This window comes from Clostridium putrefaciens, assembly GCF_900461105.1.
Taxonomy (GTDB): Bacteria; Bacillota; Clostridia; order Clostridiales; family Clostridiaceae; genus Clostridium_L; species Clostridium_L putrefaciens.
The window spans coordinates 597,901-620,227 of sequence record NZ_UFWZ01000001.1 but is presented as its reverse complement, the minus strand read 5'-3'; the positions used below and the strand labels follow the sequence as shown (position 1 = coordinate 620,227).

The 22,327-nt window shown below is 31.0% G+C and carries 19 protein-coding genes and 1 riboswitch; of the genes, 3 read left to right on the top strand and 16 right to left on the bottom strand.

Annotation, left to right across the window (positions count from 1 at the left end; translation table 11 throughout):
* Nucleotides 1-17 precede the first annotated feature (17 nt).
* Nucleotides 18-581, bottom strand: a complete 564-nt coding sequence (gene folE / locus DY168_RS02750) for a GTP cyclohydrolase I FolE (protein ID WP_341458778.1) — start codon at nt 579-581, stop codon at nt 18-20.
* A gap of 258 nt (nt 582-839) precedes the next feature.
* On the opposite strand from folE, the gene DY168_RS02745 reads away from it, so the two are divergent.
* Nucleotides 840-2,147, top strand: coding sequence for a Na+/H+ antiporter family protein (locus tag DY168_RS02745; protein ID WP_115640371.1), 1,308 nt, complete (start codon nt 840-842; stop codon nt 2,145-2,147).
* Between the two features lie 176 nt (nt 2,148-2,323).
* Here the strand turns inward: DY168_RS02745 and DY168_RS02740 are convergent, their stop codons facing one another.
* From DY168_RS02740 to DY168_RS02690, 10 genes are all read right to left on the bottom strand, one after another.
* On the bottom strand, nt 2,324-3,283 hold the full coding sequence (locus DY168_RS02740; protein WP_115640370.1) for an ABC transporter substrate-binding protein: 960 nt from the start codon (nt 3,281-3,283) through the stop codon (nt 2,324-2,326).
* Nucleotides 3,284-3,296: 13 nt separating this feature from the next.
* A complete protein-coding gene (locus tag DY168_RS02735; RefSeq protein WP_115642385.1) occupies nt 3,297-4,115 on the bottom strand; it encodes an ABC transporter ATP-binding protein in 819 nt (272 codons plus the stop codon).
* 62 nt (nt 4,116-4,177) lie between these two features.
* Nucleotides 4,178-5,212, bottom strand: coding sequence for a FecCD family ABC transporter permease (locus tag DY168_RS02730; RefSeq protein WP_115640369.1), 1,035 nt, complete (start codon nt 5,210-5,212; stop codon nt 4,178-4,180).
* Complete coding sequence (locus DY168_RS02725) at nt 5,213-6,256, bottom strand: FecCD family ABC transporter permease (RefSeq protein WP_115640368.1); 1,044 nt, start codon at nt 6,254-6,256, stop codon at nt 5,213-5,215. It lies immediately after the preceding gene.
* Between the two features lie 30 nt (nt 6,257-6,286).
* Nucleotides 6,287-8,002 carry an ABC transporter ATP-binding protein gene (locus DY168_RS02720; protein ID WP_115640367.1) on the bottom strand — a complete coding sequence of 572 codons (1,716 nt, stop codon included), beginning with the start codon at nt 8,000-8,002 and terminating at the stop codon, nt 6,287-6,289.
* A gap of 503 nt (nt 8,003-8,505) precedes the next feature.
* Nucleotides 8,506-9,195, bottom strand: a complete 690-nt coding sequence (locus tag DY168_RS02715) for a radical SAM protein (protein WP_115640366.1) — start codon at nt 9,193-9,195, stop codon at nt 8,506-8,508.
* A gap of 2 nt (nt 9,196-9,197) precedes the next feature.
* Complete coding sequence (locus tag DY168_RS02710; protein ID WP_242984039.1) at nt 9,198-9,761, bottom strand: ECF transporter S component; 564 nt, start codon at nt 9,759-9,761, stop codon at nt 9,198-9,200.
* 132 nt (nt 9,762-9,893) lie between these two features.
* A riboswitch (PreQ1 riboswitch) is annotated at nt 9,894-9,937 on the bottom strand.
* Between the two features lie 174 nt (nt 9,938-10,111).
* Nucleotides 10,112-11,056, bottom strand: a complete 945-nt coding sequence (locus DY168_RS02705; protein WP_242984149.1) for an ABC transporter permease — start codon at nt 11,054-11,056, stop codon at nt 10,112-10,114.
* A gap of 1 nt (nt 11,057) precedes the next feature.
* A complete protein-coding gene (locus DY168_RS02700) occupies nt 11,058-11,984 on the bottom strand; it encodes an ABC transporter ATP-binding protein (RefSeq protein WP_115640364.1) in 927 nt (308 codons plus the stop codon).
* 514 nt (nt 11,985-12,498) lie between these two features.
* Nucleotides 12,499-12,975: a metal-dependent transcriptional regulator gene (locus tag DY168_RS02690; RefSeq protein WP_115640362.1), complete on the bottom strand. Its 477-nt coding sequence runs from the start codon at nt 12,973-12,975 to the stop codon at nt 12,499-12,501.
* Nucleotides 12,976-13,215: 240 nt separating this feature from the next.
* Between DY168_RS02690 and DY168_RS02685 the strand changes: the two genes are divergently transcribed.
* Nucleotides 13,216-13,455, top strand: coding sequence for a FeoA family protein (locus DY168_RS02685; RefSeq protein WP_115640361.1), 240 nt, complete (start codon nt 13,216-13,218; stop codon nt 13,453-13,455).
* Between the two features lie 65 nt (nt 13,456-13,520).
* On the top strand, nt 13,521-15,671 hold the full coding sequence (feoB, locus tag DY168_RS02680; RefSeq protein WP_115640360.1) for a ferrous iron transport protein B: 2,151 nt from the start codon (nt 13,521-13,523) through the stop codon (nt 15,669-15,671).
* Nucleotides 15,672-15,890: 219 nt separating this feature from the next.
* Here the strand turns inward: feoB and DY168_RS02675 are convergent, their stop codons facing one another.
* The 5 genes from DY168_RS02675 to DY168_RS02655 form a co-directional block, all read right to left on the bottom strand.
* Nucleotides 15,891-16,619: a VCBS repeat-containing protein gene (locus tag DY168_RS02675; RefSeq protein WP_115640359.1), complete on the bottom strand. Its 729-nt coding sequence runs from the start codon at nt 16,617-16,619 to the stop codon at nt 15,891-15,893.
* Nucleotides 16,620-16,775: 156 nt separating this feature from the next.
* Complete coding sequence (locus DY168_RS02670; protein ID WP_115640358.1) at nt 16,776-17,723, bottom strand: MYG1 family protein; 948 nt, start codon at nt 17,721-17,723, stop codon at nt 16,776-16,778.
* Nucleotides 17,724-18,038: 315 nt separating this feature from the next.
* Nucleotides 18,039-18,761, bottom strand: coding sequence for a M48 family metallopeptidase (locus tag DY168_RS02665; RefSeq protein WP_115640357.1), 723 nt, complete (start codon nt 18,759-18,761; stop codon nt 18,039-18,041).
* 9 nt (nt 18,762-18,770) lie between these two features.
* Nucleotides 18,771-21,872, bottom strand: a complete 3,102-nt coding sequence (locus tag DY168_RS02660) for a type I restriction endonuclease subunit R (protein WP_115640356.1) — start codon at nt 21,870-21,872, stop codon at nt 18,771-18,773.
* Between the two features lie 31 nt (nt 21,873-21,903).
* Entirely contained in the window at nt 21,904-22,326 is a 423-nt protein-coding gene (locus tag DY168_RS02655) for a hypothetical protein (RefSeq protein ID WP_115640355.1), read from the bottom strand.
* Nucleotide 22,327 lies beyond the last annotated feature (1 nt).

Genomic DNA, 22,327 nt, shown 5'->3' with positions numbered 1-22,327 from the left:
CAATCTAACCTCCATGATTATTTGTTTATTATTGATAATACTTCTGCTCTAGATTTGGAATCCGTTGCAAATGTTCCTCTTACCGCAGAAGTTATAGTCTTAGACCCTGGTTTTTTCACACCTCTCATAGTCATACACATATGTTCAGCTTCTATTACTACAATAACTCCATATGGATCAAGCTTTTCAACTATTGAATCTGCTATAGAAGCTGTGAGCCTTTCCTGTAGTTGTGGCCTTTTTGAAACAGAATCTACAACTCTTGCAAGTTTACTAAGCCCTGTTAATCTACCACCCTTAGGTAAATAACCTACATGAGCTTTTCCATAGAAAGGAACTAAATGGTGTTCACAGACAGAATAAAATGGAATATCTTTAATTAAAACTAACTCTTCATATTGTTCTTCCTGAAAATACACCTCTAAATGTTTTTTAGGATCTTCATTTAATCCCGAAAAAATCTCTTCATACATCCTCGCCATTCTTTTTGGTGTATCTAATAACCCTTCTCTATTTGGATCTTCACCTATAGCATAAAGTATTTCTCTAACAGCATTTTCTATTCTTTCATTATCCATCATAACCCTCCTTATAAACTAGTTTACCACTGTAATTTATAATCTTACTTTATCACAAAATTTATCCTTTATAAAGCTAGTCTTTTTGAATACTTGCACTCTTCGTATTTATTTAATTTAAGTAACTTTTATTTTAACAATGAGTTCTAATATAAACTAGATATATAACAGTAAAATCGTCATATAATAATAAAAACAAAGACATAATATATATTTTCTAGTAAAATGTTAGATAAAATATTAAAAGAAAGGAGAAAAAATATGTTATTATTCAATTCAGTTGTTATCTCAGTTGTTGTGATGATAATTTTATGCCTTTTTAAACTTAATGTATTAATTTCTATATTAATTGCAGCTATGACGGCAGGTTTAGTTTCAGGTATGTCTTTAGGGGACACGATGAATACCCTAATTGGAGGAATGGGTGGCAATGCTGAAACCGCGCTAAGCTATGTACTACTTGGTTCATTAGCAGTTGCAGTAAATAAAAGTGGTCTTGCTTCCATTTTAGCAAAAAAGATATCCAATATTATTGGTGGCAAAAAATATGTATTTTTATTATTACTCGCTTTTATAGGTTGTTTTTCTCAAAATCTTATTCCAGTTCATATAGCATATATCCCAATATTAATACCACCTTTACTCTTACTTATGAACAAGCTTAAAATAGACAGAAGAGCAGTAGCTTGTGCCCTTACCTTTGGATTAAAGGCTCCTTATATCGTTTTACCAGTAGGATTCGGTCTTATATTTCACGGTATTATAAGCGCTGAAATGAACAAAAGTGGTATATTAGTAGCCACATCCGATGTAGCTAAAGTATTATGGTTTCCAGGTATAGGGATGTTAATAGGTCTTTTTGTAGCTATATTTATTACTTATAGCAAACCAAGAAAATACGATGATATTGAAGTGAATTTTTTACAAAAGTTTGATGATGAAGACCTTAAGATGACATCAAAGCATTGGTCTGTATTAATTGCTGCTATATCTGCATTTGTGATTCAAGTTATCACAAAATCCCTTCCACTTGGAGCCTTAGGCGCATTAATAATAATATTTGTTTCAAGAGCAGTTAAATTTAATGAAATTGATGAATTGCTTGATGGTGGAATTAAAATAATGGGTCTAATTGCATTTATTATGCTAGTTGCATCAGGTTATGGCGATGTTTTAAGAAAAACTGGAGCTGTAGAGTCTTTAGTTTCTTCTCTTTCCCTTATGGTTAATGGTAGTAAAATCCTAGGTGCAGGATTAATGTTACTTGTAGGACTTGTAGTAACCATGGGTATAGGCAGTTCATTTGGTACTATTCCTATAATAGCTGCAATCTATTGCCCACTTTCAATAGAACTTGGCTTTTCTCCACTAGCGACCATAATTTTAATAGGTGTTGCAGCAGCCCTTGGAGATGCAGGTTCACCAGCATCTGACAGCACCCTTGGACCAACATCCGGACTAAATGTAGATGGACAACATGATCACATTTGGGATACTTGCGTACCCACATTCCTCCATTATAATATACCACTTATAATATTCGGTATTATAGGTTCTATGATATTTTAATGTAATGTACTCCTACCACCAAATGATTAGAAAGTAATACACATAATATTAAATAATGCTATATATTATATAACTGAAAAGGGCCCTAATTTATGCATAAGCTTAAATTAAGGCCTTTTCCAGTTATTCTTTTAATATAAAATTTATATTGTAGTAAAATATCACTGAATAGCTGTTTATCTTTTTTCAGATAACATTTGTACAACCTTTTCAGTTTGATTAATTACAGCAATAGGATCATAAGGCCAGAAAAAGTCTGGATCCAAATAAAATACCTTATCATTTTTAACAGCCTCCAAAGACTTCAACATTGAATTACTTTTATCTATTTTCCCACCGTAAGATTCATCAAAAAATATATAATCTCCAGCATAATCCTTCATCACTTCAAAAGAAATTTGCTTAAAAGTTTCACCAGCATCCATTAGTTCTTTTTGTATAGTTTCAGGTGGCGTTAATTTAAGATTTCTATAAATAGCTTGTCCTCCTCTATATCCACCATTACCATAAACATAAAATCCTTTACTATAAGCTCCAAGTATTGAAACAGTTTCCTTATCTTCAATTAGTCCTTTAATTTTCCCCCTCGCAGCTTCAACTCTTTTATCATAGTCTTTAAGCCAATCTTCTGCCTCCTTTTCTTTCCCAAGCATTTCACCCAATCCTTTTAATTCGCTATGCACATCTTTATACGTTCCAAAAGGAATTGAAATAGTAGGTGCAATTTTTGAAATCTGCTCATATTTATCATTATCAGCACCAGAACCTATAAGTGTAATAATTAAATCAGGTTTTAATTCTAAAATTGCTTCAGGTGATAACCCATCTTCTTCTCCACCTATAACTTCAATTCCGGATACCATATCTTGAATATGAACATTTTTAAGATCTGAAGCAGTTGATCCAACTGGTTTTATCCCTAGTGTTAATACTGATGGTAAATAACCGTCTACTACAATTTTCTTTGGTTCTACTGGTATTTCAATATCTCCATTAACTGTACTTACAGTTTTTGTTTTACCATCTACATTTTCTGCGGAAACTGTTCCTTTATTTACGCCCCTACAAGCAGTAACAAATAAAGAAAGCATAATAATTGAAGTTAATAACAATTTATTTGACCTTTTTATAAACATAAAAACACCCCTTTTAATAATTATATTTTCCTATTTGTAAGTGATTATTTGCATACGTCGACTCATTGCAATTAGTTGCTAATTCATAGGGTATACAAAGAGGAACCCCTATTCTTGGATCTATCATTATATCTGCTTCAATACCAAATACATCCCTTAGTACTTCCTTTGTCATAACCTTTTTTGGAGTCCCCTCACTAACTATGGTTCCATGGTTTATAGCTACCATATTCTGAGCATACCTAGCAGCGTGGTTTAAATCGTGAACTACCATAATAATAGTTCTCCCTTCCTCACGATTTAGCTTTTCTAGTAACTTCAATACTTCCAGTTGATGAGCCATATCTAAAAATGTAGTGGGTTCATCTAAAAATAGAATTTCTGTTTGTTGGGCAAGTGCCATAGCAATCCAAGCCTTTTGTCGTTGACCACCGGAAAGCTGATCTACAGGACGGTCATAGAATTCTTCCATTCCTGTTACTCTTAATGCACTCATAACAATTTCTTTATCTTCAAAGGTTAATGTTCCAAAACCCTTTTGATGAGGAAACCTTCCATAGGTTACAAGCTCATATACTGTTAATCCCTCAGGAGCTGAAGGATTCTGGGGTAACATAGCTAATCTTTTTGCTACCTCTTTAGTAGACTCTGAATGTATAGACTTTCCATCTAATAAAACAAGCCCTTCCTTCGGGGACATAATCCGTGCCATGGTTTTTAATATGGTGGATTTACCAGAGCCATTAGATCCAATTAGGGCAGTTATTTTACCTATAGGTATTTCCAAATTAAGATCCTTAATAATTAATTTTTCATCATAGCCAACATCCATATTTTTTGTATTTAATTGTACTGACAAATTAATCTACCCCTTTATTTAATTTTATTATCCTTTTAATCTTTCGTTCTAGCCAATAAATATAAGAAGTATGGGGCCCCAATAATAGCCACCACAATTCCTGTGGGTATTTCTGCTGGCTGAACTATAAAGCGGCCTAAAGTGTCTGCTAAGATTACAAGTAGAGATCCTGTAAGCGCTGAAACTGGAAGTAAAAGCTGATGTTTAGGGCCTACAAGACGTTTAGATATATGAGGAGCAATTAGTCCTACGAAGCTTATTCCTCCACTAATAGCAACACAAGGGCCTGCTAAAGCAACTGAACTTGCTAATAGAATCCTTCTTTCCTTTTCAACAGCAACTCCAAGTCCCATTGCAATTTGATCACCCATACTTAACACATTGAGTATTCTAGCTTTGTAAAAAGCAAAAGGAATAAATACTACTAGCCAAGGTAGTAATGCTAGCACAAACTTCCAGTTTGATCCCCATATACTTCCAGCAAGCCATATAGAAACAAATTGAAATTGCTCTGGTTTAAGACGTATTGTAAGTATAATCATTACAGCGCTTATGCCAGATTGAACTGCAATCCCTGTTAAAATCAATCTCGTAGGTGACAATCCTTTATTTTTATTATAAGCTAATATATAAATCAATATAGCTGTAAGCCCAGCTCCAATAAAGGCTAAAGCAGGTAATAAGAATATAGAGCCTATTCCACTTACAGGGAAAAATGAAATAAATAATACTACCATTAAACCAGCCCCAGCATTGATACCTAAAATCCCTGGATCTGCCAAAGCATTTTGGGAAATACCCTGCATAATACAGCCCGACATAGCAAGTCCTGCCCCAACCATAATAGAAATTACAATCCTTGGAAGTCTAAAATCAAAAAGAATTAAGTTCTCTTTTTTAGACCCTCCACCAAATAATGTTCTTGTAACATCACTAGGTGATAATCTAATGTATCCAGTATTCATACTAATGACAAAAGTTATTAATATTAATAGGCAAAGTATAGCTATTAGAATAACTCCCCTTATCTTTCGTTTATTCTCTTTTATGAAAATATCATCTCTATCCATTTATAATCCTCTCCTTTCCTTTTGTGCTAGATAAAGGAAGAAGGGTACTCCTATGAGAGCAATAATTGCTCCTATAGGTGTTTCATAAGGTGGATTAATTATTCTTCCACAAAGATCAGCTAGTACCACTAGCAAACTTCCAAATACCGCTGAACAAGGAATTATCCATCTGTAGTCAACACCTACAAGATAACGAGCAAGATGTGGTATAATCAGTCCTACAAATCCCACGGAACCCACTACAGATACCGCTACGCCTGAAAGCATAAGAACAATAATTGTAGTTATAAGTTTCACTACATTTGTCTTTAATCCAAGTCCCTTAGAAACGTCATCGCCTAGACTTAAAAGAGTAATTGATGGCGAAACAGCAATTGCACCAACAAGGGCTATGAATACCCAAGGAATAATTATTTTAAGCTGTAACCATGTAGTTCCTGCTACTCCACCTGCAGTCCAAAATAACAAGTTTTGTCCGATATTAAAATAAATTGCTATTCCTTGGCTTATGGCACTTAACAAAGCACTTACAGCAGTACCTGCTAATACCAACCTAAGTGGGGTTAATCCACTTTTAGAAAATGAGCCTATACCATATACAAAAGCAGCGCCAAAGGCCGCACCCAAAAAAGAATATAGAATTAAATATATATATGGAATTCCTGGAAAAAAAGCAAAACAAATAGCAAGAACAAACCCTGCACCAGCATTTAGTCCCATTAAACCCGAATCAGCCAGTGGATTACGGGTCATTCCTTGCATTAGAGCCCCAGCTACAGCAAAGCAAGCACCTACTATGGCGCCCCCTAATACTCTAGGTAATCTAATTTCCCTAATAACCAAATGATCAGTTATTCCATTATCAAAATTAAATATTGAATTCCAAATAGTCATTACCTTTACATCAGCAGCTCCCAATGAAATCGACACTGCTATGACTAATACCAAAGATATAAGCCCGATAATTATGACAAATAAAGGATTGAAAAGATGGTTATTCTTTATTACTTTTTTTTCTATTCTATTAGTTTTTATCAAAGCCATTCTAAACTACCTTTCTTAGAATATTTCGGTCTATACGCTAAATTGTGCTTTATGAAGACGACCGTATACTCCATCCACTGATATAAGTTCATTGTGATTTCCTTGTTCAACAATACCCTCCTGTGTGACTACAATTATACGATCTGCATTTTTAATGGTTGCTAACCTATGTGCAATCACCAAAGTTGTCCTACCTTTAGACAACTCCAAAAGAGCCATTTGAATTGCTACCTCCGTCTCTGTATCAAGCGCTGAAGTTGCCTCATCTAAAATAAGAATGGTTGGATTTTTGAGAAACATTCTAGCAATAGAAAGTCTCTGTTTCTGTCCTCCAGACAATTTTACTCCACGTTCTCCAATAATAGTGTCTAGGCCTTCTTTCTGTGAATTTATTAATTCTTCCATCTGTGCTCGTATTGCAGCTTGCCAAATTTCATCCTCTGTAGCATTTAATCTTCCATAAGCAATGTTATCTCTTATCGTTCCATTGAATAAATAAACATCCTGCTGTACTATACCAATATGACTCCGTAAGGATTCCATTTTCATTTTTCTTATATCTATTCCATCTATAGTAATACTTCCTGATTCAATTTCATAAAATCTAGGTAGCAAGCTACAAATAGTAGTCTTCCCCGCACCTGAAGGTCCAACAAATGCTACTGTTTCTCCCTTTCCTACCGTTAAATTTATATTTTTAAGTATGTTTTGATTATTTTCATAAGCAAAGGTAACATTTTTGTACTCAATATCACCTTTGACATTCTGAGCATGAATGGCCTCTTTATCATCTTCTATATCAGGTTTTGTCTCTAAAAGTTCAATATATCTTTTAAATCCTGCAATTCCTTTTGGATATGTCTCAATTACAGAATTAATCTGCTGGATAGGTTTTAAAAACACATTTGATAACATAAAAAACGCCACAAACTCTCCAGGTGTCATATCCTTTTGAATAACAAACCATGAACCACATACCAATACAAATAAGGACGAAAATTTTATCAAAATATAGCTAAAAGATGCATTCCATGCCATAATATTATAGCAATCTAGTTTTGTTTTTCGAAACCGTTCATTATTTATTGCAAATCGCTGCTTTTCATATTTTTCATTAGAAAAGGCTTGAACAACCCTAATTCCACTAATATTATTTTCAACCCGAGAATTAAAATCTGCTATATCCTTAAACATATTGTTAAATGCCATTGTCATCTTATTACCAAAGTATACCGAAAGATAAATTAATGGTGGAATTACAATAAAAGTTAACAGTGACAACCTCCAATTTATAGAAAGCATTAGTGAAAATGCACCTAATAAAGTCATAATTGAAATAAATAAGTCCTCCGGACCATGATGTGCAATTTCTCCTAAATCCATTAAGTCATTTGTCATTCTAGACACTAAATCCCCTGTCTTATTGTTGTCAAAAAAGCTAAATGACAACTTTTGAACATGATCAAATAATTTCTTTCTCATATCAGTTTCAATATTAATCCCTAGCTTATGTCCCCAATATGTAACAACATACTCTAAAACAGAGCTACATAGATAAATCCCAAATAGCCCAAATGCTCCCCATACAATCAACCTCCAATTTCCACTTGGTAATAAATTATCTATTAACTCATTAACAACTAATGGAAACATTAATTCTAGTACCGAGGCACTAATCGCACAAGAGAAATCTAATAAAAATAATTTCTTATAAGGTTTATAGTACGAAAAAAAACGTTGTAACATTAAATTCAATCCTCTTTCTTTTTATATTTTTTCATTAACCAAATTCTTTCTCTTTTTGTATTAATAGTGAATTTCATTATCAACATTATCTTTTATAAATACTATTAAAATGTTGAACACTTATCTTATATTTTAATCAAATTAATAACTATGATTCATCAAATATAAATTTGGAAAGTGTTTATCCACATATTAGTTTATAAATTAACGATCACTTGCATAAAAAATAGTTTACATCAGTAATATTATACAATTATTTCATCTTTTCTTAATAATGATTATCATTATTATCTAACTTGTTTATATATTACCAACTTATTAGTTGTAAGTCAATTAAAAGTTATCATTATGATGTTAAATTATTATCTAATAGGTTTAATTAGAATATTATCATTCTCATCTTAATAAAATAAAAAGAACTACAAAAAGTAGTTCTCTATTTATTATTTGTACATTATGTTTAGCTTCTATTCAGAAACTTCTTATGAAAATAAGTATTTAATTTAATCACCAACTCCAAAGTCTGTATTATTATAAAGGACTTCAACTCTAGAATCATCATCTAAAAATACATACTTTTCTTTAAACCAATTTATTAGCTCTTCATCTCTTTTCAAATTTGAGCTATTCTCTACAAATACATTTATAGTAGCATGATTAAAATTATTTAATACTATATTTATATCATTATCTATTTGATCTTTGCTTTGTCCCTTTATACCTACCATTATACAAGGAGAATCAAAATGTTCTTTTAATTCCTTTATTGTTTTAAACTTAGCATTTTTGTTTAGAAATTCATTTCTAAACTTATAATCAAAAGATTCAACTCCAATTTTAAATATTATTGGAATCTCAAAATATTCCCTCATATCTTTCACCTTATTTTTATAACACCAATGACTTTCTAAAAATAGCGTTTCTATACCTTTTTCTTTTATTACATCTTTAATTCTCTCCAAGGTCTTAATTGGAAGTTCAAAACAACTACCTGAATTAATCACTTCTAAAACCTTATATTTACCCGTTATATTCTTTAAAACCTTAAAGTTAACTTCGTTGATTTCTTCTTCTGATGTAGAATTATCCAATATATAATCGCAAAAAGTACACTTTCCCCAAATACAAGGAAATCCTTTTAAAAGAACTATTTCTCTTGGTTTCTTATTTGTTATAAAACTATATCTGTCCATTTTTAATTCCTCACTAACTTTTGTTTTAATGTAACTGGAAGTGCTGCTAATACAGGAATAACTAAAGAAACTGCTAAAAGTCTATCTATATAATCCATTAATACTTGTACTAAAAATACACTAAAGATCTTATTTAGTCCTAAACTTGATAATAAAATAACTATATAAGATGAACTTGAAGACGTAATTCCATTAAATGTAAATGCTGAAATTACAGCCCCTGTAAATGAAGACACTATAGATATAAAAAGTACTCCAAGCAATCTCTTTTTTCCTTTCATGAATTCCCACTTAAACATTATACCTGATAAAAGCCCTACAAAAATTTGTACAGGTGCAAAGTATAAGGAATATATATCGAAAGTCACTCCACTTATTATACAACTACATATTCCAGTTATAACCCCATACATAGGACCAATCAGACATGAAATCATTATAGTTCCTATAGAATCCATAAGTATAGGTATTTTAAAACTAAAAGCTATTAAAGTTCCTATAATATTTAGTGCTATACTTACACCTACAATAGTTAACTTAATTGTAGAAATTCTTTTCACGTCCATCTATTCCCCTTTTGTATTATATTAGAGAACAAAATATCCAAACCTTCTCGTTTATCCATTGTAAATATTATGAATTCTTCATAAAAAAATAATATAGCTGTCGCCAAAGACACAGCTATATTAAGCAATGATAATCCTTTGGTTTTTTATACTGGGAGTTCTCGAACCAGTCCTACTAGATAGTATAATAAAATACATCACATTATAAATTTAATCTAATAGATTTATGGATTTATTATTAATATTTTAACTATATAATCATATCATAAATATTTTTCTCTGTCTTTATATGTCTCGTTTAGATTTTTGAAATTTTATTTATCTAGGTGGTGGATATTTTATTTATAATATTATGCTACTATATCTCTTTTTGTAAAACCTATATATGAAATAACATTAAAAATAACAAAATAAACTATTAATAAGGTGATTGAAAATGTCATGGTCATTCCTTTAACTAATGGCTCCCCATCAATATATTGATTCAAATCCACATTGGCAAATAAAATATATTTTGACCAATTATATTTAAGCAGTAGCATTGTTATTGTAGTTCCTATAGTTAAAAGAAAAACTCCAATTCCTATAGCCATTGCACTATTACGGAAAACTGTAGAAATCATAAAGGCTAAAGTAACCATCATAACTAAGCTTATACACTGAAGTCCATAAATCTGAACAATATGCGCTATCATATTAATTTCAGTGATTTTGCCATTAGAATTTGCAATGAATGGTATACCCGCTCCTTTAAATCCAAACAATATTCCTCCGACAATAGATGACACTACTAAAAGTACTAAAAGCATTAAAATGGTATATCCTATAACCGCAATATATTTAGAAAGTAAAATTTTCCAACGCTTTGAAGGTCTAATCAGTAATAGTTTAATTGTTCCTCCAGAAAACTCATTAGCTACTATTCCGCCAGCCATTATAATAGCAAAAAGTGAGATTAAACCTATCATTCCCCTTGCTATTCCTTCTACAAACCCCCATAAAGATTTACCTTGTATAGGTTCTATGTTATGTTCAAGATGATATTCATTAGTTTGTAATTCTTTTGTAAGATTGGCTTTTGAATTTTCACTTATTTCAGCATCTTCTATGTTTTTCTTAATAGACTCATTTTCAGTTATTATATCTGTTTTCCAATCACTTTTAGGTGCCTCAGCACCTGCAAATCTCGATATAAGTCCAACTGCTACTATCATAAGAGCTACTATACCCACCATTATCCACGTACTTATACTATGGGCAATCTTCATATTTTCATTCCTAATTAAGTTAATCATATTATGCAATTTGGTTACCCCCTGTCATTTCTAAGAACTTTTCCTCTAGGCTTTGATGCACTTTATGAACATCATAAATTTTAATCTCATGCGCCACAAGCTTTTCAACTAATTGGGGAATATTTTCTATATCTTCTATAATTTCAATTTCTTTATCTTTTATTTTAGGTTTATATTTAGTACTAAGACTATTTAAATAAGTTTTTGCCTTTTCAATTGGAGTTACAGTTAAAGACATCACTGTATTTCCCTTATTTTCAAGCATTTCCTCCATATCTTGAATCTTAACCAATTTCCCATTTTGTATAATTCCTACCCTATCACACATAAGCTCCATTTCTGAAAGCAAATGACTTGATACAATTATTGCAATATTTTCTTCTCTTGCAAGTGATCTTAAATGATTACGCAATTCATGAATACCAGCTGGATCTAGTCCATTAGTAGGTTCATCTAGTACCAATAGTTTTGGAGAGTTAATTAGCGCTTGTGCAACCCCTAACCTTTGGCGCATACCTAGAGAATATGTCTTTATTTTGTCATGTATTCTGTTTTCAAGCCCCATAATTTTTACAACTTCATCGATACGTTCCTTCTTTATATCTGGGTACATCCTCCAAAAATGAACAAGATTTTGATATCCTGTTAAGTACTTGTATAAATCTGGATTTTCAATAATTCCACCTACTTTAGCAATTGCCCCCTCAAAATCTTTTTCAACATTTAATCCATCAATATACATTTCACCTTCAGTAATAGACATCAGCCCTAAAAGCATTTTGATAGTAGTAGTTTTACCCGCTCCATTTGGTCCTAGAAATCCAAATACTTCACCGGAACGTACGTCAAAAGTAAGATTCTTTATTATTGTCTTTTTACCAATCTTCTTTGTAACATTCTTGATTTTTACTATAGTTTTTACTTCCATCTTAAACCTCCTAATATAATTACTTTTACCATTACCACTAATTCTAATTTAATTGCTAGTATCTAAGATTACTATAAATTGTAATATTTAGCCAACAACTTTCATATGTAATTTGTGTAGTAGTGTACTATCCTAAATGGTACATATATATGTAATCTTAAACATAAGAGTTTGTCAATAAAAATATTTTACAGTTTACCTTAGAAATGATTTGCTTCTATAGAATCAAATTGTTAATTCAGTTAAAAAGAACATAATAAAGGCCATGCTTTTACCTGTAGATAAATTACCCTCTGTAAGAGAACTTTCTAGAATCTTTACTACAAACACTTTAAGTAAGTCCTACACTGGGCTTAAGAAGGTTTTAATTGATGCTCATTACACGGGCCTTAAAGAAGACGATATCAATAACATTATTAATGAGTTATACGACGAACTCATTAATAATAAAAATAATAATATTACTAAAGGTGATATTATTTAATATAATTAAATCACCCTTTTTAACCTTGAACTACCTTCCATTAATGTCTCTTTTATAATTTGCATACTTTTCTAATACATCCTTATCATTCTCAAAAAAGTCATTTAAAATCCTTATATTATCTACTGTATCAGGTGTAATAGTATGCTCAATCAATTCTGCCTGGAGGAGAATATCCTCTTTGCATCCTATAAGAGATAAAAAGTTTTCTATTACATTATGTCTATTTAGTAGGAACTTTCCTACCTTTTTTCCCTCATCTGTTAAGGTTACAACCCCATACTTTTCATAATCTACAAAATTTAACTCACCTAGTTTCTTTACCATCTTTGAAGCCGAAGAATCCTTAACATTTAAAAGCTTTGCAAGTGTATTTATTCTAATATAATCCTCATTCATTGAGTTTCTATAAATCATTTCAAGATAATCTTCTAATGCAGGGGTAAGCATATTTTTACTCTCTCTTTTCAATTCATATCCACGTACAGTATGAAATTCATCACTCACTCAATCACCTCCATATTGTAATATTACTTTAGTTATCTAAAAATAATTAGTTAATATGTTAGTTTGTTTAACTACTATATTTTTACTACCTTATATTTCATATATACTAGTAACACTTAGAAAGTATTTATCATATCTTAGCTTAGGGAAAGTTTCTTTCTCTACACTAAATCCATGAACTTATCAATCTTAAATAAAATAACAATCAGGATATTTTAAATTATATAGGAGGTTTTTTATATGAATAATTGCTATATACCACTTAATTCTTTACCCCTTGGTAAGAGTTGCAAAGTAAGGAATCTTACTTCTGAAGGTCTAATAAGAAGAAGGATGTTAGATTTAGGATTAACCTATGATACCGTAGTAAAACCACTGCATAAAAGTCCTTCTGGAGACCCTATTGCCTATCTTATTAGAGGTACTGTCATTGCTCTTAGAAGTGAAATGTCTTCTATGATCTTGGTAGAAGCACTCTAACCTCATATTTATAAAAGCTTATTTTAAAATATATAAGTTTTCAATATTATTAGGGAGGAACATTAATGGTCAAAGCTTATAAATCAACTAACTCAACTGTGCTTGAACAGGAGCTAAAAATCAATAAAACAAACCTAGATGATAAAATAATAGCCTTAGGTGGTAATCCTAATGTAGGTAAGAGTACTGTTTTTAATAGTTTAACTGGTTTAAATCAACATACCGGTAACTGGCCTGGTAAGACTGTAACAAATGCTCACGGAAATTATCTTTATAAGGATAATAATTTTATCCTAGTAGATATTCCAGGCACATATTCCTTAATGGCAAATTCCATTGAAGAGGAGGTTGCTAGAGATTTCATATGTTTTGGAAATCCAGACACAACCGTAATTGTAGTTGATGCAACTTGCCTTGAAAGAAATTTAAATCTTGTTTTGCAAACCCTTGAGATAACTTCAAAGGTTGTAGTATGCGTTAATTTAATGGATGAGGCAAAGAGAAAGGGCATATCAATAAACATGGATAAGCTTTCAAAAAAACTTGGAGTTCCTGTAGTTGGAACAAGCGCCCTACATGGTCACGGCTTAAATGATCTAATGGATGCTGTTTTAGAAGTTTCATCTAAGGATATTATCCCTAACACATTAAGTGTTGTATATGATGACCCTATAGAAGAGGCCATAGGTGAAATTCAAGATATTATCAAAGTTAAATTTCAAAATGCTCTTAATTCTAGCTGGTTAGCATTAAAGCTTATAGATGGTGATAAGACTCTATTAGATTCTATTAATAAATATCTTAACTTTGACTTAACTAAAGAAGAGGATATTATAAATAAGGCTGATGAAATCCGTGAATTTTTAAATAAAAAGGGTATTGATTCCGATACCTTTCGTGATAAAGTTGTTTCTAAACTAATAACTATATCAGAAAACATAAGTAGTGAGGTAGTTTCCTTTAAAAATAAGGATTACAATAATAAGGATAGAAAAATAGATAAATATCTTACCTCTAAAAAGTTTGGAATTCCAATTATGATTCTCCTTTTAGCTATAGTCTTTTGGATTACCATTACTGGAGCCAATGTTCCATCACAACTTATAGCTAAGGGCCTATTTTGGATTGAAGATAAGCTTACAATGTTTTTCACCTCACTTGGTACTCCACCCTTTGTCCATGGAGTATTAGTTCTTGGTATATATAGAACTCTTGCCTGGGTAATATCAGTTATGCTTCCTCCAATGGCTATATTCTTTCCTCTATTTACCTTACTTGAAGATCTAGGGTATCTACCTAGAATTGCTTTTAACCTTGACAATTATTTCAAAAAGTCCTGTGCTTGTGGAAAACAAGCATTAACAATGTGTATGGGATTTGGTTGCAATGCTGCCGGCATAATAGGATGTAGAATAATTGATTCACCAAGAGAAAGACTAATTGCCATAATCACAAACAACTTTGTACCTTGTAATGGAAGGTTTCCTATTCTTATAGCAATTATAACCATGTTCTTTTCCTCAGCTATATTTGGTCCCTTTCAGTCCATAATCTCTGCCCTAATACTTACAGCTGTAATTATCCTTGGTGTAGTAATGACCCTTTTAATATCTAAACTTTTATCAAAGACCATATTAAAAGGTATCCCATCAAACTTTACTTTAGAACTACCACCCTATAGAAAGCCCCAAGTAGGAAAAGTTATTGTGCGCTCTATATTCGATAGAACCTTATTTGTACTTGGTCGTGCAATTATAGTAGCTGCACCCGCAGGCCTTATCATATGGGTCATGGCTAATATTACTGTTGGTAATCTAAGTATCCTAACTCATTGTGCCAACTTTTTTGATCCCTTTGCAAGGCTTATCGGCCTTGATGGATATATATTAATGGCATTCATTTTGGGTTTCCCTGCAAATGAAATAGTTATCCCTATAATAATTATGAGTTATATGTGCACAGGAAGCATGCTGGAACTCGATAGCCTAGTTCAGTTAAGAACTCTTCTTGTTTCTAATGGTTGGACCTCTTTAACCGCAGTATGTGTTATGCTATTTTCTTTATTCCATTGGCCTTGCGCTACCACCTGTCTTACTATAAGAAAAGAAACTCAAAGTTTTAAATGGACCCTAGTGTCCTTCCTTGTTCCAACTATAACTGGTATTATTATTTGCTTTATAGTTGCAAATACCGCTAGATTAATAGGACTTGTATAGTAACTATAACCTTTTAATCAAAATAACCTATTTCCCTTTTATATCCCATCAATACACTTTTATAATAAAATTATCTGCCTAATTTTATATTAGCAACCTAATTTAGAATTATGTAACTATAATAAACAAAAAAGCAAAGTAAAAAAGGTCAGATTAATCTTTAAGATATATCTGACCTTTTCATGTTATTTAATCTTAATAATATTTCAAAGTTAAATCCTACTGTATATCTGATCCAAAAATAGCTAAGTATTGATTATCTAAAACAAACATATTATCCTTCCACATTAAGGTATTCAAAATATACCCTAAAGAATCCGCATTATATCTTCCAGCTATTTTTTGATATGCTAGTAGCTCATATACTCCACTTGAATCAAAATCCACAGGATATAAACCACTGAGTGGATTTACAAAACCTTCAATTGGCTCTTTAAGCTTCCCATCTTTATCATATATCTCATTTAAATATTCCTCACCCTTATTAGATATATCTATAATGTACATTTTATTATTTTCTTCACTTATAACTTCCACCTTGTAGTTGTCTTTATAATTAACCTGATACTCATATTGCTGATTATATACATCAAAATCAAAGAGCAACTTTGGTGTATTATTAATAAAGGAATAAATATAGTAATACATTATGCCACCACTGCCACCTGTATTAATGCCTATCAGTATGTCATCTACACCATCCCCTGTAAAGTCCCTTAAACCTATTGTAGGGCTATATCCTATGTTTTGCTTAAGTGGTATACTAGTGAATCTACCTGTCATACCATCTTGTATTACAAGGGTTATATCTTGAACAGACGGACTGTCCGATGTCATTATCCCTGTTAAATATATATTGTCAATTATCCTATCTCCATTTACATCTCCCCTAGCATAAGCCACAATTCCTGGACTTGCATCATTAGCTCTAAAATAAGAATTATACATAAAATCCCCTTTGCATTTAATTGTTGTATAATATCTTATGCTATGGTAAACCCACCTGTTACATTTAATATTTATCTAATACCCTCCATGGTATATCCATAATATGTTAACACCTCTGAAGTGGTAACATATTGTGGGAACAGTTAAATTATCTAGTTACTTTTTTATAAATAGCTTTCTTGCAAACTTCATAATTTTTTCCATCATACTTTCATGTTCAAAGGGCTCTTGAATTGAGAGTCTTGCTAGATTCTTAATTCCTTCTAATGAGACAGCTCCAGCAATGAATCTTCCAGTATGACAAAATGTAGCATCACTAACTCCTGTTACATTTGCAAGTTCTTCATCCCTTTTACCCATCCATTCCTTTGGAAGCTTCTTTTTATCCTTACCATCTTTCCCTCTTATAGTTTGCAAAAGATAATTAGTTTTAGATTTAAAAATTACAAACAGTATTTCCTGTCTTTCATCAATTTCCTTAAGTGACTCCCCATATGGGCAATATGAATCAAGTATCATAACTTCAGGAATTTCTCTAGATTCATAAGCTTTTACTACCTTTTCTTTAGCTTTAATCACGGATATTTTGAAACTTATTTTATTATTTAAAATTGAGGCTGCAAATTCAACTGCTTTATTAAAATTCTGATTTTCTTTATCTTCCTCATACCATAATGGATTAAAACCTGATAAAATTGAAGAAATATTCATTAAAGGAATTTCCGGTTTATCTATCCATATGCCATTATCTAAGGCATCTATTCCTTCTACTAAGCTCCTATCAATAAAATTAAAAATCTCATCAATTTGATCTTCATCCAAACTTTCATTTTTAAAGCGAATTACATCTTTCCCGAACTTATTCCATATAAGTCCACAGGAGGAAAATGGGGTTCCATCTTCTCGCATTACCTTATCAATACCGTGATGGTCGAACTCTCCACCATTAACATCGTAAACTATATCTAATTCATCTAATACCTTTTTATTTCTTGTTCTTATTAATTCTGTTACGAAAATTTCATTTAGTATAGCTGTTGCCATAACTTCATCTGCATGAAACTTTCCATCATGTGTTCCTATCTTTTTAAACTGTTTTTCCAATTATTTATCAACTACCTTTTTTAAATTTGTTTTATGCCATTCTTTGCTACTTATTATAATATCATAATATACATTCTGCCATTATATTTGATTTAAGCTACCTTATTATACTTTAATTTATTGTTAATTAACAGTAATAGTATAGATAGAATATATTTTAAAAATAACATATAGTCTAGTTATATTTTTGAAGATACCTAAGTTTTTATGCTCAATAAAATAAGAATAACTTTAAAACAAAGCTATTCTTATTTCACTTTATATCCTCAGGATAAATACTTATAAATATCCTCACAAGTGTTGTATATTTAGTATTTATAATGTCATTACAACCTCTTCATCTAATATCCTCTTTCGTTCTTTCCAATCTGGCATTAACGTATATAAAAAGTCATAAAATTCTTTGTTATGATCTTTATACATTAAATGAATTAGCTCATGTAAAATTACATATTCAATGCAGTATTTAGGTGCTTTAATTAGTTCTCTATTTAAAATTATTGTTTGCTTTTGTACAATACAAGATCCCCATCTAGACTTCATCTTCCTTATACTAATTCTAACATCTGGAACATCATATTTACTTACGGCAGGATAAACTTTGTTATACACTTCTTTAAAAACTTTTCTACACTTTAAATCAATCCAGCTGTTTAATAGTTCTTCCTTATGTTTATAATTACTCTTATCCTTTACATATAAATAAATATAACCCCTAAAGTATTTTACATGTTCATCTACACTTTCTTCAACCTTTAGTCTGTACTGCTTCCCTAAATACTTTATTGTTTCTCCACTAACGAGCTCTTTGATCCCTATATTTTCAGTAGCATAGTTTTTGAAATACTTGTTTTGTTTAAGAATCCAACTCGCTTTTCTATAAACAAATCCCATTATAAATTCTAATGGTACTTCTTCTCTAGCAGTTACTACCACTTCTCCATTAACCCTAATATTTAAATTTACATTTTTAACTTTCTTACGCTCTATATGAAATATAATTTTATCTGCACCATATATTACCTCATACGTGTTCATGATTATCACCTAATACCTTTTTAGTGCTACGTTCTTCACCTTTTCAATTATTTTATCTATATCATCAAAAGTAATTTCCACACCTGTTTTGCTAGTGTAGCAATATATAATATCATCAATTTCTTGTGCTATCTTATTGTGCACATCTATATTATCATACCAATCTACTTTACTATTTTCTTTTATAACATTATCTATATCTAGTGCTAGGTTACCTAAATCCTCTTCTCCAGTAGTATAAATAGCCCCGCTTTCCTTAACTACCCCACTTAAAGCTCCATAAAAGGCCTTGGCATTTTCGTTGTTTCTTATTGCCTTTGGATAAATATTTTCATCTTTTTTTTGCCTATATCTATTCATTATGTCTTCCATAGTTCTTAAATATTCAGCTTCAGAAATTCTTTTGTTCTTATACTCTTCTAAGACCCTTTCTATTCTTTCAGAAAACTTCTGATAATACAAAGGATTCTCATCCCACTTCTCTGATATACTCTTACCTAGTCTTGTTCTAATGGTATCGGCTTTAGATCTAGGACTATCTATTCTTTCAACCTCTTCTTCAAAAGCCTTTTCATCTAATATATCGACAGGGTTAGTTATTCTCATCATACCTTCTGCAGCAATATAATTATCCATTAGCTTTTGCATTCTTGCTTCGTATTCCTTATGGTCAATAGTATCTGAATATCTATGTTTTACAGCTTCTCTTAACTTTTGATAAAACTTTAAAGCATATTTATATTTTTCTATTTCTTCTTTACCTAAAGAATTATATATTTTCTGTGACTCTAGAGCTATAGATATATTTCTACTAAAACCACTTAAAATATCATAAAATTCTTTTCTTAATTTATCATCAGCTAAGAACACTTCATATTCTTCAACATCTTTTTTGTTTTTAATACATGAAAAGAAATTAATTAATTCTGTGTAATGTTGTCTGAGTTCTCCAACAATAACAATAACATCATGAATAGCGCCCTTTAAGTCACCACCATGAAAATTTTCAAGACCTGCACCTGAATACATATCCATAGCCTCATCAAGTTTTGTAATTAACCCTCTATAATCTATAATATACCCATAATCTTTACCCTCATATAAACGATTAACTCTAGCAACAGCTTGCAGTAATGTATGTTCCTTCATTTTTTTATCAATGTATAATACAGTAGCCCTTGGAGCATCAAATCCTGTTAAAAGCTTATCTACAACTATTAATAAGTCTAATTCGCCATGATCAAACTCATCTTTTAAAGCATCCTCATAATTTGCTTCATTTCCATATTTCTTCATCATTTCATCCCAAAACCCAAAAATAACATCATCTGGAGTTTTATCGATTTCTTCATGACCCTCTCTCATATCTGGTGGGGAAACTACTACCCCTACACTCAAGTCTTTAAGTTCCTCAAAAGCTCTTAAATATTTAATAGCATCTTTTTTACTATTAGTAGCCAACATTGCTGTAAAAGGTAAGTCTTGTGACTTATAGTTATTTGTAAAGTGTTCATTTATATCAAATGCTATTAACCTTATTCTTTGGTCACTTGAAGCTACTCTTTCAAATACACTCCATTTTTTCATAACTTGATCTTTTTGGGTCTTAGTTAGATTTCTTGTTATGATATCTAACTGCATATCAATAGCTTTTCTATTTACACTCTGCTCAACCATCTTTCCTTCATATAGAAGTGGCAAAATAGCTTTATCTTCAACACCATCTGCTATTGTATACTTATGAATAAGCTTGCCTCCAAACTTAGAAACAGTACTCCTTTGATTCTTCATAAGAGGGGTTCCAGTAAACCCTATATAACAAGCATTAGGAAAAACATTTCTCATTTTATTACTAAGTTCTTTGTACTGACTTCTATGAGATTCATCTACTAAAATAAATATATCCCTAGAATCAATCCTAGCTCCTTTATTTGATGCAATATCAAATTTATGAACTAAAGTCGTAACAACATCTGCTTCATTATCACTAATTAATTTTATCAAATGATTTCCTGTTGCTGCCTTAATAGCTTTAAGTCTTGTATGATTAAATGTCCTATTGATTTGTTTGTCTAAATCAACTCTATCAGTAACTACTATAACCTTAGGATTTAATTCTCTTAGCTTTGATAAAATATACTTAGCTACCATAACCATTGTTAATGACTTACCTGACCCCTGAGTATGCCAAATAACCCCTGATTGTCTATTACTACTTTCATCCCTTTTTTCAATAGTCTTAATGATTTCCTTTACAGCAAAATATTGCTGATATCTACATATCTTTTTAACATCTTTATCAAATAAAATGAAATACTTAATAAATTCAATAACCCTATTTGGATGTAATAAAGATATAATATTTCTATCTTGAGTTGTAGCCATTCTTAAGGGTACAACTTTCTCTAATTCTTTGTTAAGCCATGCTTCATCCTGCTCTTTCCACCCACTCCAAAACTTCCTAGGCGTACTACAGGTAGCATACTTACTTTCATTCTTATTCGTAGCTACAACAATTTGAATAAACTTGAAAAGCTGAGGTATATAATCCTTTGATTGATTTCTTATCATTTGACTAATACCTTGCTCTATAGAAATAGATGATTTTTTACACTCAATAACCCCAAAAGGAATTCCATTTATAAATAAAACCAAATCAGGTCTTGCAGCTCTTCTCCCATCTTCGGTTTCTACCGAGAATTCCTGGGTTACGTAGAAATCATTATTCTCTACATTATCCCAATCTATATATTTAAGAGTAAAGCTACGCTTAGTACCGTCCTCTAAATCTTCTGTGAAACTCCTCCCTAAAAGTAAGGTTTGAAATATCTTCTCATTGGTCTTAACTAGTCCATCTGTTAAAGCTTCATCTATATCATTTAACGCCTGATTAATATTTTTTTCACTAAACTTATACTCTTTCCCTTTATAAGTATATGAATTTAATTCAATAAGCTTATCTTTTAATACTGGTTTTAATAAAACATTATAACGATTCCCACGTAGAACCTCTGCTTCTTTTGTTTCTATATATTTATATCCTAATGATTTTAATACTTCTATAGCTGGTATTTGAGAAATATTAATCTCATTAAATTCATCATTGTTCATAAGCATCCCATCCCCTAATAATTTTAGTATTTTAATTTAGCGTACTTACTATTTGAACATTCATTTGACCATCTGTAACTGAAATATCATAGTCCACAATCATTCTTTTCATATTTTTAAAATATTTTTCTTTTCTAGCTAACATCATCTCCATCATTTCCATACCATCTTGTAATAGTATTTCATCATGCTCAAGCATTTTGCATATGTCTTTTTTAAACCTTTCTCCATCTGCCTTAGGTAAATTTGTTAAATTCCAAATTAAAGTTGCATAAGCTATAACTTTATGATGTTCTTCTATATCTTCACAATGCTCTAACAAAGGATTTGCAAAATCTAGTAGTACCTCTGACATTTTTACATCCTCTTCTATTATGAAAAATTTATCTTTAGTTTCAATACTGTTATTATTCTTAGCCTTTGTTTTTTTCTTTCTAACTTTACTTTTTGGCATT

What these genes read in the sequence shown, in the direction of transcription:
- DY168_RS02675 (WP_115640359.1), bottom strand. Translation starts at nt 16,619, where the DNA reads ATGTATAATTCTTATTTTAGAGCTAATGATGCAAGTCCAGGAATTGTG.
- DY168_RS02705 (WP_242984149.1), bottom strand. Translation starts at nt 11,056, where the DNA reads ATGATTAACTTAATTAGGAATGAAAATATGAAGATTGCCCATAGTATA.
- DY168_RS02665 (WP_115640357.1), bottom strand. Translation starts at nt 18,761, where the DNA reads ATGAACACGTATGAGGTAATATATGGTGCAGATAAAATTATATTTCAT.
- DY168_RS02745 (WP_115640371.1), top strand. Translation starts at nt 840, where the DNA reads ATGTTATTATTCAATTCAGTTGTTATCTCAGTTGTTGTGATGATAATT.
- DY168_RS02685 (WP_115640361.1), top strand. Translation starts at nt 13,216, where the DNA reads ATGAATAATTGCTATATACCACTTAATTCTTTACCCCTTGGTAAGAGT.
- feoB (WP_115640360.1), top strand. Translation starts at nt 13,521, where the DNA reads ATGGTCAAAGCTTATAAATCAACTAACTCAACTGTGCTTGAACAGGAG.
- DY168_RS02720 (WP_115640367.1), bottom strand. Translation starts at nt 8,002, where the DNA reads ATGTTACAACGTTTTTTTTCGTACTATAAACCTTATAAGAAATTATTT.
- DY168_RS02735 (WP_115642385.1), bottom strand. Translation starts at nt 4,115, where the DNA reads ATGGATGTTGGCTATGATGAAAAATTAATTATTAAGGATCTTAATTTG.
- DY168_RS02710 (WP_242984039.1), bottom strand. Translation starts at nt 9,761, where the DNA reads ATGGACGTGAAAAGAATTTCTACAATTAAGTTAACTATTGTAGGTGTA.
- DY168_RS02715 (WP_115640366.1), bottom strand. Translation starts at nt 9,195, where the DNA reads ATGGACAGATATAGTTTTATAACAAATAAGAAACCAAGAGAAATAGTT.
- DY168_RS02740 (WP_115640370.1), bottom strand. Translation starts at nt 3,283, where the DNA reads ATGTTTATAAAAAGGTCAAATAAATTGTTATTAACTTCAATTATTATG.
- folE (WP_341458778.1), bottom strand. Translation starts at nt 581, where the DNA reads ATGATGGATAATGAAAGAATAGAAAATGCTGTTAGAGAAATACTTTAT.
- DY168_RS02655 (WP_115640355.1), bottom strand. Translation starts at nt 22,326, where the DNA reads ATGCCAAAAAGTAAAGTTAGAAAGAAAAAAACAAAGGCTAAGAATAAT.
- DY168_RS02660 (WP_115640356.1), bottom strand. Translation starts at nt 21,872, where the DNA reads ATGAACAATGATGAATTTAATGAGATTAATATTTCTCAAATACCAGCT.
- DY168_RS02730 (WP_115640369.1), bottom strand. Translation starts at nt 5,212, where the DNA reads ATGGATAGAGATGATATTTTCATAAAAGAGAATAAACGAAAGATAAGG.
- DY168_RS02700 (WP_115640364.1), bottom strand. Translation starts at nt 11,984, where the DNA reads ATGGAAGTAAAAACTATAGTAAAAATCAAGAATGTTACAAAGAAGATT.
- DY168_RS02725 (WP_115640368.1), bottom strand. Translation starts at nt 6,256, where the DNA reads ATGGCTTTGATAAAAACTAATAGAATAGAAAAAAAAGTAATAAAGAAT.